Raw genomic sequence first — 12,891 nt, 5'->3', positions numbered from 1 at the left:
TGTTATTAATTTTATACCCAAACCTTTTATTTACACAATAAAAAAGCGGGAAAAATCCCGCTTTTTACAAATTATCGACGTAAACCAAGCTTGTTGATTAAGTCACGGTAACGTGTAACATCTTTATTACGAAGGTACGTTAAAAGATTACGACGCTTACCTACCATTTTTAAAAGGCCACGACGTGAGTGGTGATCCTTCTTGTGAGTACGTAAATGATCATTCAATGCATTGATTTCTGCAGTCAGGACAGCGATTTGAACTTCTGGAGAACCAGTATCGTTTTCGTGTGTCTTGAACTCATTGATTAGTTCATTTTTACGTTCTTTTGTGATTGCCATCCGATTCACCTCCTACTTAATATCCCCTGTTACCGAGCAAGCGTCGGTGACTCGACTTGCCAAGCAAAGGTTCTTTTCTTTTTGGTACGTTAATTAGAATACAACTTTTTAGGTAAAAAAGCAAGTCTATGCGTAGTGTTTTTCAAAGTATTGAAGGGCACTATGCTTATCTTGATTAATTTGAGAAACCAATGCGTCAATTCCCGGAAACTTTTGCTCATCACGAATTTTTTTATGCCACTCAACGATAGCGACTTTGCCGTACACATCTTGATTAAAATCAAAGATATGAACTTCTACAGTCGGTTTAGCAGCCTGCTCAGAATTAAAGGTTGGTTTATATCCTACATTACAGACACCTTGATGCCAGTTACCGGCTACATAGATTTGAACAGCATACACACCTGTGACTGGTAAAATAAATTCTTCTGAAACCTCGACATTTGCAGTTGGAAACCCAATTGTTCTCCCACGTTTGTCTCCATGGACAACAATTCCACTTGTCGTATAGTGCCTACCAAGAAGTGTTGGGATGGAATCCATTCTCCCTTCGCGAAGCTGCTTCCGGATTAAGGTAGAACTTACTTTTTCCCCTTCCACGGAAAGCTTTGGTACAACAGTGTGAACAAACAGACCTCTTGAATGGAATTGGATGGTTTCCATCGTTCCTTTTCCCATTTTTCCATACGTGTAATCAAAACCTGCCACTACATGCCTAACATTCAATTGAATGATATAGTCATCAATGAATTCTTGTGGCAATAAATTGGCAAATTGAGGAGTAAAATGGACGATATATAAACGATCCACCCCCATCTTTTGAATAATCCGAATTTTTTCTTCGATGGGCGTGATGTATTCAACATGTTGAACTCTTCTCCCTAGGACAACAGAAGGATGTGGATCAAAGGTCATGACCGCACTTTTCATCCCTTCGTCCGACGCAATCTTCATTGCTTCTTTAATGACCTCTTGGTGACCAAGATGGACACCATCAAAATATCCAAGAGCCATTACCTGTGGCGAAAACTCTTCTTTTTTATATGAATGAGGGTGGTTCAATTTAATTAATTCCACTTTAATACTCACCTTTTCTGACTAAGCCTATGTATCATAATTGATTATTTCTAAGCACTTTATCCGGTTTAAGTAATCCTGGCTTCCTTGGATGCTTTCGATAAATCGCTAACACCTTCCCATTTGTCTGACAAACAGCTATCGGGCCATCCTCATTTAATAACTCGGGTGGAATATCCAGTAATGCACCATTTTTCACTTTCTCTGCTACTGTATCACTTATTTTGACATTCGGCAAATGAGAAATTCCATCCTCAAGTGGCTTTAATACCTTCTCGACATCACCTTTTTCGGCTAGTTCTTGAACTTCCTCAAAGGTATAACAATCGTCAAGCGTCATTGTCGCAGACTGAATCCGTTGAAGGTATGACATATGTGCTGGATAGCCAAGAGCCTCTCCTATCATGACCGCAAGGGTTCTCACATAGGTTCCTTTGCCACAGCTTACTCTAAAACGGAAGGAAACTGTATCTCCAGAAAATGTTTCCCGGTCATCAAGCAACTCAATCTTGTAAATCTGAACGATTCTAGATGGACGCTGAACATCAATTCCTTGACGAGCATATTCGTAAAGCCGCTTCCCATTAACCTTGACTGCAGAGTACATTGGGGGTGTTTGCTCGATTTCTCCTGTCAACCCCTGAAGAACATCAAGGATTTCTGCCCTAGTAAAAACCCTATCTATTTCTTTTGTTTCCACACTATCCCCTGAAGCATCTTCAGTGGTTGTTGAAAAGCCAATTGTCACTTCGCCTTCGTAAGCCTTCCCTGCATCCGTAATATATTCGGCAACTTTTGTCGCCCTGCCAAGGCAAATAGGCAATACTCCAGTTACATCAGGGTCAAGGGTTCCTGTATGTCCAATTCGTTTCATCTTTAAAATTTTTCGTAAACGAAAAACACAATCATGCGATGTCATTCCTGCTGGTTTAAATAACGGTAGAATTCCTTCCATTGTTTCCTCCTAACTAGAAAAGCGTAAGCGCCCTTCCAAGGGCAAACTATCGAAAAAATGGATAGACATTTATGTCTATCCATTTTTCTTTATCTTAATTTTCCCGTTCTTTTTCATCGTTATTATTATGAACCTGGTGAAGAAGTGTATCAATTCGGTTACCGTACTCTAGGGACGGGTCAAATTCAAAACTAATCTCTGGCGTCTTGCGAAGGCGTATTCGTTGTCCGATTTCGGTACGAATAAATCCCTTCGCTTTGGCTAACGCCTTTAATGTGTTTTCTTTCTGCTCTTCGTCTCCTAAAACCGAGATAAATACTTTTGCTTGCTGAAGATCACCTGTTACCTCGACATCCGTAACCGTTACAAAACCAATGCGGGGATCTTTGATTTTACGGCCGATAATATCACCAAGTTCTTTCTTCATCTGCTCTCCAACACGATTTACCCTATGGGCCATGTTCGATCACCTCAGTCAAATTAAAGCCATTCAATATCTGTAATGGTTCGTTCTATTTCAGGAAACGAATCAATCATTTGAAGGGCATTTTGTATTTCCCTTTCAGTTGCCTGCCGAGCGGAAGAAACCGCCACAATAGCGATTTTTGTCCGCTGCCAGACATCCTGGAAATCCACTTCCGAAACTGAAACATTATACTTTTGTTTCAGTCTTGTTAGAATACGCTGCAAGACCGCTCTTTTATCCTTTAAGGAGTGAGCATCGTAAATGATGCATTCACAGGAAGCGAGTCCTACAATCATTAACGTTCCACTTCTTCCATGATATATGCTTCGATGACGTCGCCTTCCTTCATATCATTGAAGTTTTTAATCGTGATTCCGCACTCGTAACCTTGAGCTACTTCTTTTGCATCATCCTTGAAACGTTTAAGAGCATCGACTTCGCCTTCAAAGATAACAATGCCATCACGGATTAAGCGTACGCCACTATCACGGGTAATTTTCCCATCTGTAACATATGAACCTGCAATTGTACCAACTTTTGATACTTTGAAAGTCTGACGTACTTCAGCTTGACCGATTGTTTTCTCTTGATAAACAGGATCAAGCATCCCTTTCATTGCGGATTCAATTTCCTCAATAACTTTATAGATAATGCGATGTAAGCGAATATCGACCTCTTCGGCTTCAGCAGCACGTTTTGCATTAGTGTCAGGACGAACATTGAAACCAATTACAATTGCGTTTGATGCAGCCGCTAAGGTAATATCAGATTCATTGATTGCGCCTGCACCAGTATGAATAATACGGACATTGATACCTTCTACATCCAATTTTTGTAACGCTGCTGCAACAGCCTCTACGGAACCTTGAACATCAGCCTTTACAATTAGATTTAAGTCCTTCATTTCACCTTGCTTCATATGCTCGAACAAATTATCTAAGCTAATCTTTTGCTTTTCAGATCTTTGTGCTTGTAGAGCATGAGTTGCACGGGCTTCTCCAACTTGACGCGCTGTCTTTTCATCTTCAAAAACAACAAAACGGTCACCAGCTTGCGGAACATCGTTAAGGCCTGTTATTTCAACAGGAGCAGACGGTCCTACTTCCTTAACACGGCGGCCAACGTCATTCACCATGGCGCGAACACGTCCATAAGTATTTCCTACAACAATTGGATCGCCCACTTTAAGAGTACCATTTTGGACAAGTAACGTCGCAACTGACCCACGGCCTTTATCTAATTGAGCCTCGATAACCGTTCCAATTGCCGTACGATTTGGATTCGCCTTATATTCTTCAACTTCACTTACTAGGAGAATCATTTCAAGTAGGCTGTCAATACCTTCTCCTTTAAGAGCTGATATTGGAACAAAGATGGTTTCGCCTCCCCAAGCTTCTGATACAAGACCATGCTCAGTCAGTTCCTGCATCACACGATCGGGGTTAGCTCCCTCTTTATCCATTTTATTAACAGCGACGATAATTGGTACATTGGCTGCCTTTGCATGGTTAATGGCTTCAACCGTCTGCGGCATGACGCCATCATCTGCTGCTACAACAAGAATGGTAATATCGGTAACCTTTGCACCACGAGCACGCATTGTTGTGAAGGCAGCATGGCCTGGTGTGTCAAGGAACGTAATTTTCTTGCCGTTCTCTACAACTTGGTAAGCCCCAATATGTTGGGTGATTCCACCCGCTTCTCCTGCAGTTACCTTCGTATGACGGATTGAATCTAAAAGGGTTGTTTTCCCATGGTCAACGTGCCCCATAATCGTAACAACTGGTGGACGTTCGCTAAGCTGCGCTTCTTGGTCTTCTGAGAAATAAACCTCAAGATCCGTTGTATCCACAAGGATTTCCTCTTCAACTTCGACACCATAATCGGTACAGATTAACTCAATCGCATCTTTATCCAGATCCTGATTAATTGTTGCCATTACACCAAGCATAAACAACTTTTTGATAATTTCAGAAGGTTCACGGTGTAGCTTTTTAGCAAGCTCACCAACCGTTAAAGATTCGCTAAAAGTAATCTTTGCTGGAAGTTCTTTTTCCTTTTTAACTTGCGGTTGAGGGGTATGTGTCTGATTTTGTTTCCCGCGATTGTTGTTTTGTTTTGATTTATTATAATTGTTGCGTTTATTTCCTTGACCTTGACCAGCCGGTCTTTGTTGGCCTTGACCACCTTGACCTGGTCTCTTTTGACCACCTTGACCTTGACCTGATGGTCTTTGTTGGCCTTGACCTGATGGTCTCTGTTGGCCTTGACCCGATGGTCTTTGTTGGCCTTGACCTGATGGTCTCTGTTGACCTTGGCCTGATGGTCTCTGTTGGCCTTGGCCTGATGGTCTCTGTTGACCTTGACCTGATGGTCTCTGTTGACCTTGACCTGATGGTCTTTGTTGACCTTGACCTGATGGTCTTTGTTGTTGGCCTTGACCTGATGGTCTTTGATTTTGTTGTTGATTTGACTGCTGTGACTGAGGTTGCTTATCAATTGTTTTATTATAAATGGCGTCTAATCTCCTCACGGTATCTGTTTCAATTGCCGTCATATGGTTTGAAACTTCGATGTTCATTTCTTTTAATTTTGTAATAACGTCTTTACTCGATACATTATGCTTTTTTGCATATTCGTACACGCGTGTTTTGCTCATATTTTCACCCCCGCTAGAATTAATCGAGCAACGTCAACAGTTTCTTTGCAAACCCATCGTCCAGTAGGGCAACAACCACACGGGCTTCTTTCCCGATTGCCTGGCCGAGCTTATACCGATCCTCTACCAGTTTATATGGCACTTGATAGGAATTACATTTATCTGTAATCTTTTTTTGAGTATTGAAAGATGCATCCTTAGACAATAGTACTAGCTTTGCCTTACCGTTTCTAATTTCTTTAACGGTTAGCTCTTCCCCAGAAATAATTTTACGCGCTCGATTGGCTAAGCCAAGCAATGACATCCACTGATCCTTCATCAGATTGGTCGTTTCTCCTTTTCTATAAGGTCGAGAAGCTCATCATAAATTGACTCGTCTATGCTCGCTTCCAACTGTTTAGAAAGAATATTTCTTTTCTTTGCAAGCATGACAGTATCCTTATCTTTTGTTAGATACGCCCCCCTGCCTGATTTCTTTCCAGTCGGGTCAATGGATACTTCTCCCTCTTTTGAGCGAACAATCCGGATGAGTTCTTTTTTCGGTCTCATTTCACCGGTTGCGACACATTTTCGCATCGGAATTTTTTTACGGCTGTTCACGCTCATCCACCTCTTCCCTTAATCTAACTCTTCGTCAGAATAGTCTTCCTCATATCCTTCTAAAAGCGCACCATCTTCACGAGGATAGATTCCAGCTTCACGAGCGTCCGTTTCTGACTTGATATCGATTTTCCACCCCGTCAGTTTAGCCGCAAGTCTCGCATTCTGTCCTCTTTTTCCAATTGCCAGCGAAAGCTGATAGTCCGGAACGACAACAGTTGTCGCTTTATCTGCCTCACTTACAATTACATCAAGAACTTTTGATGGACTCAAGGCATTGGCTACGAAAATGACCGGATCCTCTGACCATTTTACAATATCAATCTTCTCGCCCTTTAACTCATTCACCACTGCCTGTACCCTTGTTCCTTTAGGACCGACACAAGACCCAACAGGATCTACCTCTGGGTTATCAGAATGGACGGATATTTTGGACCTGTCACCCGCTTCACGGGCAACGGATTTGATTTCAACCGTACCATCGTAAATTTCCGGAACTTCAATCTCAAACAATCTTTTTAAAAGTCCTGGATGAGTTCTTGAAACGAAAATTTGCGGACCCTTTGTTGTTTTTTCTACTTTTGTAAGAAAAACCTTAATTCGGTCGTGAGGCTTATATTGTTCATTCGGCATTTGCTCGTTCACAGGTAAGATTGCTTCAATTTTACCAAGACTCACATAAATGAACTTTGCATCTAGTCTTTGAACAATCCCTGTCATGATATCTTCTTCACGGTCTATGAATTCAGAATAGATGATTCCTCTTTCTGCTTCACGAACTCGCTGAGTAACCACTTGCTTAGCTGTTTGAGCAGCAATTCGACCAAAATCCTTCGGTGTTACTTCCAATTCTACAACATCTTCCACTGCGTAGTTAGGGTTGATTTGTTGTGCTTCTTCAATGGAAATTTCAAGACGGGGGTCAAATACTTCCTCTACAACTTCTTTTCTAGCGAATACCCGCATTGAGCCGTTTTCGAGGTTCAAATCAATACGCACATTCTGAGCCTGATTAAAATTACGACGGTATGCCGAGACTAATGCAGCTTCAATTGCATCAATCAATACATCCCTGGATATGCCTTTTTCTTTTTCAAGCACAATCAGAGCATCCAATAATTCACTGCTCATGAGATTCATATCCCCCTTTAGATTCTTACAATTATATTTTTCATAAGGCTGTTCATTCATGCCAATATTTGTTTAAGTTAGAATGTGACTGCCAAACGTGCACTGGCAATTTTATCAAATGGCACAATGATTTCTTTCTTTCTTGTTTTAATTTTCACTTCAATTGTTACACTTTCACCATCAAAGGCTTTCAAAGTGCCTTCGAATGTTTTTTCATCATCAATAGGCTCATATGTTTTAATAAATACATTTTTCCCAATCGCCTTTTGATAATCTTTTTCTTTCTTCAGTGGACGCTCTGCCCCAGGTGATGATACCTCAAGGAAGTAGTTATGTGGGATCGGATCAAGTTCATCAAGCTTCTCACTTAGACGTTCGCTGACTAGCCCGCACTCTTCGATATCGACGCCACTGTCTTTGTCTATGTAAATTCGTAGAAACCAGTTCTTTCCTTCTTTTACATACTCTATATCCACTAATTCAAGGTCTAGATTCGATAATATAGGTGTCAAAAGATCCTCGACAACTTCTGTCACTTTGCTCATCTTTTATCCCTCCTTTTGGAATGGGCTCTTCCCGTTCTATTGTAAATACATCCCGAAAAGGGCATACAAACAAGAAAGAGCGGGTTTCCCCACTCTTATCTGCCAGAGTTATCCTTAGTATTTCCAATAAAAATATAACATAACCAGAATTTTAATGCAAACAGATTAGGCGCCGCGAGCGCTTGTCCTCCCTTGATTTTACTCTGTTAACACTAAGGTGCTCCCCTTCTACACACAAGAATATGGAAATAAAAACCTAATAAAAAGGGTGCCTCAGAGGGAAGTTTCAGCAACCCTCTAAGACACCCTGCCTCCTATTTTAAAACAATGATAGCTGATTTTGGTCAGGTAGTGCTTCCAGACAGCCATGATTATCAAGGAATTCAATAATGGTTTTCGAAACCTTACCACGCTGCTGGAGATCCTCTTTAGAAAGGAACTCTCCTGCTTCTCGTGCTTTAACGATGTTGAGTGCGGCGTTTGTACCCAAGCCAGGAATAGCATTAAATGGTGGGATTAGCGAATCACCATCAATAATAAAATCAGTTGCACTCGAACGGTAAAGGTCTACCTTTCTAAATGAGTAGCCTCGTTCACACATTTCTAATGCTAACTCCATAACCGTCATCAAGTTCTTTTCCTTTGTAGAGGCATCAAGTCCCTTGGCATTTATTTCTTCAACCTTCGCTCTGATGCTTTGTGAACCACGAACCATCGCATCCACATCAAAGTCCTCCGCTCTAACCGTAAAATACGCTGCATAATATAAAAGCGGATGATGCACTTTGAAATAAGCAATCCGAACAGCCATAAGAACATACGCTGCCGCGTGTGCCTTCGGGAACATGTATTTTATCTTTTTACAAGAATCGATATACCATTCCGGTACTTTATTTTTACGCATTTCTTCTTCCATCTCATCCGATAGGCCTTTTCCTTTACGTACCGATTCCATAATTTTAAAAGCAAAGGATGGTTCAAGGCCCTGATAGATCAGGTAAACCATAATATCGTCACGACAACCAATTACTTCACTTAACGTACACACATTGTTGTGAATTAACTCTTGAGCATTTCCGAGCCAAACGTCCGTACCATGTGAAAGTCCAGAAATCTGGACGAGCTCAGAGAAGGTTGTGGGTTTCGTATCTTCAAGCATCTGGCGGACAAATCGCGTTCCAAACTCAGGAATCCCAAACGTGCCTGTTTTACACATGATTTGCTCTTCGGTAACACCAAGAGATTGCGTGTTGCTAAATATTTTCATTACCTCAGGGTCATCTGTCGGAATCGTTTTTGGATCGATTCCACTTAAATCTTGAAGCATCCGGATAACCGTCGGGTCATCATGTCCTAGAATATCAAGCTTCAAGACGTTATCGTGAATCGAGTGGAAGTCGAAATGGGTCGTCCGCCACTCAGACGTAAGTGAATCCGCAGGATACTGAATGGGTGAAAAATCATACACATCCATATAGTCTGGAATAACGATAATTCCACCTGGATGCTGCCCTGTTGTTCTTTTTACGCCCGTACAACCAGCTACTAGCCGGTCTGTTTCCGCTCCGCGCATATGCAAGTTATTATCATTTTGATAGCCTCGCACATAGCCATAGGCCGTCTTTTCAGCGACGGTTCCAATTGTACCCGCACGATATACATTGTCCTCACCGAACAAGACTTTTGTATAGTCATGGGCACGTGGCTGGTATTCTCCGGAAAAGTTCAAATCGATATCTGGAACCTTGTCCCCTTTAAAACCAAGGAAGGTTTCAAACGGAATATCATGGCCATCTTTCGTGTATCGAATCCCACAGTTTGGACAATCTTTATCCGGAAGGTCAAAACCAGATCCTACTGAACCATCATCGAAGAACTCTGATTTTTTACATTTAGGACAAACATAATGCGGTGGCAATGGGTTAACCTCGGTAATCTCGGTCATGGTTGCAACAAACGATGATCCTACCGATCCCCGCGAACCTACGAGGTATCCGTCATTAAGAGATTTCTTTACAAGCTTATGAGAAATCAGATAAATAACGGCAAATCCATTATCGATGATACTCTTCAATTCTTTTTCAAGACGAGCCTCAACGATTTCTGGCAGCTCGTCTCCGTAAATACTCCTTGCCATTCCATAACTCATGTTACGCATCTCTTCATCGGCCCCATCAATTTTCGGGGTGTAGAGATCATCCTTGATAGGCTTGATGACATCAATCATGTCAGCAATTTTATTTGTGTTAGTGACGACTATTTCCTTTGCCTTTTCTTTGCCAAGGAAAGAAAACTCATCGAGCATTTCATCCGTTGTTCGGAAATGCACATCAGGGAGGCGATGACGATTAAGCGGATTCGCTCCCCCTTGAGAGTTCACTAAAATTTTACGATATATTTTATCATTAGGGTTTAAGTAATGAACGTTCCCTGTTGCGACAACAGGGAGATTAAGTTTCTCTCCAAGTTTGACGATATTGGTAATGATGTTTTCAAGCGATCTTTCATCGCGAACTAGCTCAAGTTCAATCAAATGGGAGTAAACAGGCTTCGGCATGACTTCCAAATAATCATAAAACTGTGCCGCTTCCTCAGCTTCTTCCATTGATTTTTGCATCATCGTTTCAAATACTTCACCTTTATCACATGCTGAGCCGACTAGAATGCCTTCACGATACTTTTGCAAGACTGATCTTGGGATTCTAGGAACTCTGTAAAAATAGTTTAGATGTGCGATTGAAATAAGCTTAAATAAATTCTTGAGTCCTACCTCCGTTTGCGCTAGCAAAGTACAATGATGTGGTCGAGCTCGCTTGTAGGCACTCCCTTGACCCATATAATCATTCATTTGATCATGATACTCAATGCCCTTTTCCGCTGCTCCCTTGAGCATTTTAATCAAAATATATCCCGTTGCTTCCGCATCATAGATCGCACGGTGATGCTGTGTAAGTTCAACATCCATTTTTTTTGCTAATGTATTTAATCGGTGATTCTTCATATCTGGGAATAACAGTCTGCCTAATTCAAGGGTGTCAATTACTGGATTAGGCAGTTTGCCAATGCCGATTTTTTTACAGCCAGTATTTAAAAAGCCCATGTCAAATGAGGCATTATGAGCAACTAGAATGGCATCCCCAATCCATTCGTGGAATTTCCTTAAGACATCGTCTACTTCTGGAGCATTTTCAACCATATCGTCGGTTATCCCGGTAAGTTCGATAATGGTTGCTGATAGTCTACGGTGTGGATTGGCAAAAGACTCAAACCGATCAACAATGTCTCCATTTTGAACTTTTACTGCTGCAAGCTCGATGATGGTGTCGTAAACTGCAGAAAGGCCGGTTGTTTCAACGTCAAAAACAATATACGTATCGTCGGCTAGCAGGCGATGTGCAGAGTTGTAGGCAATAGGGACACCATCATCCACGAGATTGGCTTCCACACCATAAAGGATTTTAATGTCGTTCTTCTTTCCTGCTCCAAATGCTTCAGGGAAGGATTGTCCGACAGCATGGTCGGTAATCGCTATGGCCGAGTGCCCCCATTTTTTCGCCTGAGAAACTAAATCACTAACACTGCTAACCGCATCCATTTGACTCATTGGAGTATGAAGATGGAGTTCTACACGCTTTTCCCCTTCACGTGCCTTGTCCTGGCGCAGCTTCGGCCTAATTTCATTGACATCATTTCCCATCATCACTAAATCACGAACAAAGGTATCATTTTGGACGCTTCCTCTAACCCTTAACCACATGCCTTTTTTAACAACTTGGAAAATCGCAGCGTCTTCTTTGTCACGGGAGAACATTTTTACCATGATGGAACTTGTATAGTCGGTTATTTTAAAGGTTAAAAGTGTTCTTCCGCTACGAAGCTCTTTCGTTTCAGCATGGAATACATAACCCTCAACGGTTACACGGCGTTCCTCATCCACGATCTCTTCTAGACGACGGAGATCAGCATCATCCTTTATCGTCAAACCGATTGAAACAGGACCATTAGGAACTCCAGCATCGCCTTGGTCTTTCTCAGCGTCTTTCTTCTGCATTTCTACCATCGCCATTAAAGCACGTTCTTGGTCTTCTTTTTCTTTCGCTTTTCTAAACTCTTCATAGTCGTTATTAGCCGAAGGGTCTTGATTAACTACTGTATCAATTGACAGGGGTGGAAAACCATAGGATTGATATATAGTAGCAAGGATGCCACTGTACTTACTCTTAATCGCCATTCCTTCCGTTTCGTTCCGAACATTTAAAACCACTTTGTGTCCCTGAACCTTTGGAACCTGTTCATTCAGTAGGTTTAATAACGGCGGAGCCATCCCATCAATTTCCTGAACACAATGCTTCCAATAGTCATGTACCATCTCTTCGGTTACGGACTGGTCGAGCACATTAAAGGTACTCGTAACATTGGCGATATGAGAAAAGCTTCTTTCGAGTTGAGTCGTAAAACGACTCATCAGGCTACTGGGAATGATACGCTCAAACTGAAAAAAGAAATGCCATTTTTTCTGCTTTTTTTCAACCACCACTCGGTCAATTAGTGCATCTCTAAAGTGTTGCACCATCGCATCTTCTGTTAATTGCAGCTGCTGCAAGAGCACCTGAAAACTTTCTTTCTTTTTAGAGGAAAGATCGGTCATTGTTTCCCTCCTATCTATTAAATAAAATAAAAACTACCATCAAGGGAGATTCCGTCATGAATGGGTAGTTTGGGTAACTAGTAATCTTTTCGCATATTTTTTTGGCAAAGGTAATTATAACATAAAACTCTTGTTTGATCGCTTGTGGGAACTAGAAAAATGAAGGAAATGATTAGAAGTAGGATTTGAATTTAGTATTGGTAAATTTTTATTGATTACAATGGATTAGTCCACTCATAATAGACGGAAAAATTCCGCTTAATTAGCTTAATAGTAATGAAAATAGCCTAAATAAGCGGAGAGATTCCGCTTATTTACTCGAAAGACGTGAAAATGGGGGATTTTTATTTATAACAAGCGGAAAATCTTCCCTTATATCTTTCGAAACGAACTCCATTCTTGCAAATAGCCGGAAAATCTCCCCTTATATCCCCGAAAAAAAGAACCCCCTAAAAAGGAGATTCTGCTA

The 12,891-nt window shown here is 41.3% G+C and carries 11 protein-coding genes; all 11 read right to left on the bottom strand.

Annotated elements, in window-relative coordinates; all coding sequences use genetic code 11:
• Positions 1-71: 71 nt before the first annotated feature.
• A complete protein-coding gene (gene rpsO / locus LG336_RS05255; RefSeq protein WP_090742057.1) occupies positions 72-341 on the bottom strand; it encodes a 30S ribosomal protein S15 in 270 nt (89 codons plus the stop codon).
• A gap of 126 nt (positions 342-467) precedes the next feature.
• Positions 468-1,418: a bifunctional riboflavin kinase/FAD synthetase gene (ribF, locus tag LG336_RS05250; RefSeq protein ID WP_404331514.1), complete on the bottom strand. Its 951-nt coding sequence runs from the start codon at positions 1,416-1,418 to the stop codon at positions 468-470.
• Between the two features lie 34 nt (positions 1,419-1,452).
• The gene (truB, locus tag LG336_RS05245; protein ID WP_404331513.1) at positions 1,453-2,373 is read right to left on the bottom strand and encodes a tRNA pseudouridine(55) synthase TruB; all 921 of its coding nucleotides are present in this window, start codon (positions 2,371-2,373) and stop codon (positions 1,453-1,455) included.
• Between the two features lie 94 nt (positions 2,374-2,467).
• Positions 2,468-2,833 (bottom strand): 30S ribosome-binding factor RbfA, encoded by a 366-nt coding sequence (rbfA, locus tag LG336_RS05240; RefSeq protein ID WP_404331512.1) that lies wholly within the window; start codon positions 2,831-2,833, stop codon positions 2,468-2,470.
• A 20-nt stretch (positions 2,834-2,853) separates the two neighbouring features.
• Positions 2,854-3,135: a DUF503 domain-containing protein gene (locus LG336_RS05235; RefSeq protein ID WP_404331511.1), complete on the bottom strand. Its 282-nt coding sequence runs from the start codon at positions 3,133-3,135 to the stop codon at positions 2,854-2,856.
• The gene (infB, locus tag LG336_RS05230) at positions 3,135-5,498 is read right to left on the bottom strand and encodes a translation initiation factor IF-2 (protein ID WP_404331510.1); all 2,364 of its coding nucleotides are present in this window, start codon (positions 5,496-5,498) and stop codon (positions 3,135-3,137) included. The genes LG336_RS05235 and infB overlap by 1 nt, the downstream gene beginning before the upstream one ends.
• Before the next feature lie 19 nt (positions 5,499-5,517).
• On the bottom strand, positions 5,518-5,817 hold the full coding sequence (locus LG336_RS05225) for a YlxQ family RNA-binding protein (protein WP_404331509.1): 300 nt from the start codon (positions 5,815-5,817) through the stop codon (positions 5,518-5,520).
• Complete coding sequence (rnpM, locus tag LG336_RS05220; protein WP_404331508.1) at positions 5,817-6,098, bottom strand: RNase P modulator RnpM; 282 nt, start codon at positions 6,096-6,098, stop codon at positions 5,817-5,819. The genes LG336_RS05225 and rnpM overlap by 1 nt, the downstream gene beginning before the upstream one ends.
• 18 nt (positions 6,099-6,116) lie before the next feature.
• Positions 6,117-7,229 carry a transcription termination factor NusA gene (gene nusA, locus LG336_RS05215; RefSeq protein WP_404331507.1) on the bottom strand — a complete coding sequence of 371 codons (1,113 nt, stop codon included), beginning with the start codon at positions 7,227-7,229 and terminating at the stop codon, positions 6,117-6,119.
• Positions 7,230-7,306: 77 nt separating this feature from the next.
• Positions 7,307-7,774, bottom strand: coding sequence for a ribosome maturation factor RimP (gene rimP, locus LG336_RS05210; RefSeq protein ID WP_404331506.1), 468 nt, complete (start codon positions 7,772-7,774; stop codon positions 7,307-7,309).
• A gap of 319 nt (positions 7,775-8,093) precedes the next feature.
• Positions 8,094-12,422: a PolC-type DNA polymerase III gene (locus tag LG336_RS05205; RefSeq protein ID WP_404331505.1), complete on the bottom strand. Its 4,329-nt coding sequence runs from the start codon at positions 12,420-12,422 to the stop codon at positions 8,094-8,096.
• Positions 12,423-12,891: the final 469 nt, after the last annotated feature.

This window comes from Mesobacillus maritimus (assembly GCF_044803185.1).
Taxonomy (GTDB): domain Bacteria; phylum Bacillota; class Bacilli; order Bacillales; family Cytobacillaceae; genus Mesobacillus_B; species Mesobacillus_B maritimus_B.
This window is presented reverse-complemented; position numbering and strand designations above follow the sequence as displayed.

What these genes read in the sequence shown, in the direction of transcription:
- rpsO (WP_090742057.1), bottom strand. Translation starts at nt 341, where the DNA reads ATGGCAATCACAAAAGAACGTAAAAATGAACTAATCAATGAGTTCAAG.
- truB (WP_404331513.1), bottom strand. Translation starts at nt 2,373, where the DNA reads ATGGAAGGAATTCTACCGTTATTTAAACCAGCAGGAATGACATCGCAT.
- rbfA (WP_404331512.1), bottom strand. Translation starts at nt 2,833, where the DNA reads ATGGCCCATAGGGTAAATCGTGTTGGAGAGCAGATGAAGAAAGAACTT.
- LG336_RS05235 (WP_404331511.1), bottom strand. Translation starts at nt 3,135, where the DNA reads ATGATTGTAGGACTCGCTTCCTGTGAATGCATCATTTACGATGCTCAC.
- infB (WP_404331510.1), bottom strand. Translation starts at nt 5,498, where the DNA reads ATGAGCAAAACACGCGTGTACGAATATGCAAAAAAGCATAATGTATCG.
- LG336_RS05225 (WP_404331509.1), bottom strand. Translation starts at nt 5,817, where the DNA reads ATGAAGGATCAGTGGATGTCATTGCTTGGCTTAGCCAATCGAGCGCGT.
- nusA (WP_404331507.1), bottom strand. Translation starts at nt 7,229, where the DNA reads ATGAGCAGTGAATTATTGGATGCTCTGATTGTGCTTGAAAAAGAAAAA.
- rimP (WP_404331506.1), bottom strand. Translation starts at nt 7,774, where the DNA reads ATGAGCAAAGTGACAGAAGTTGTCGAGGATCTTTTGACACCTATATTA.
- LG336_RS05205 (WP_404331505.1), bottom strand. Translation starts at nt 12,422, where the DNA reads ATGACCGATCTTTCCTCTAAAAAGAAAGAAAGTTTTCAGGTGCTCTTG.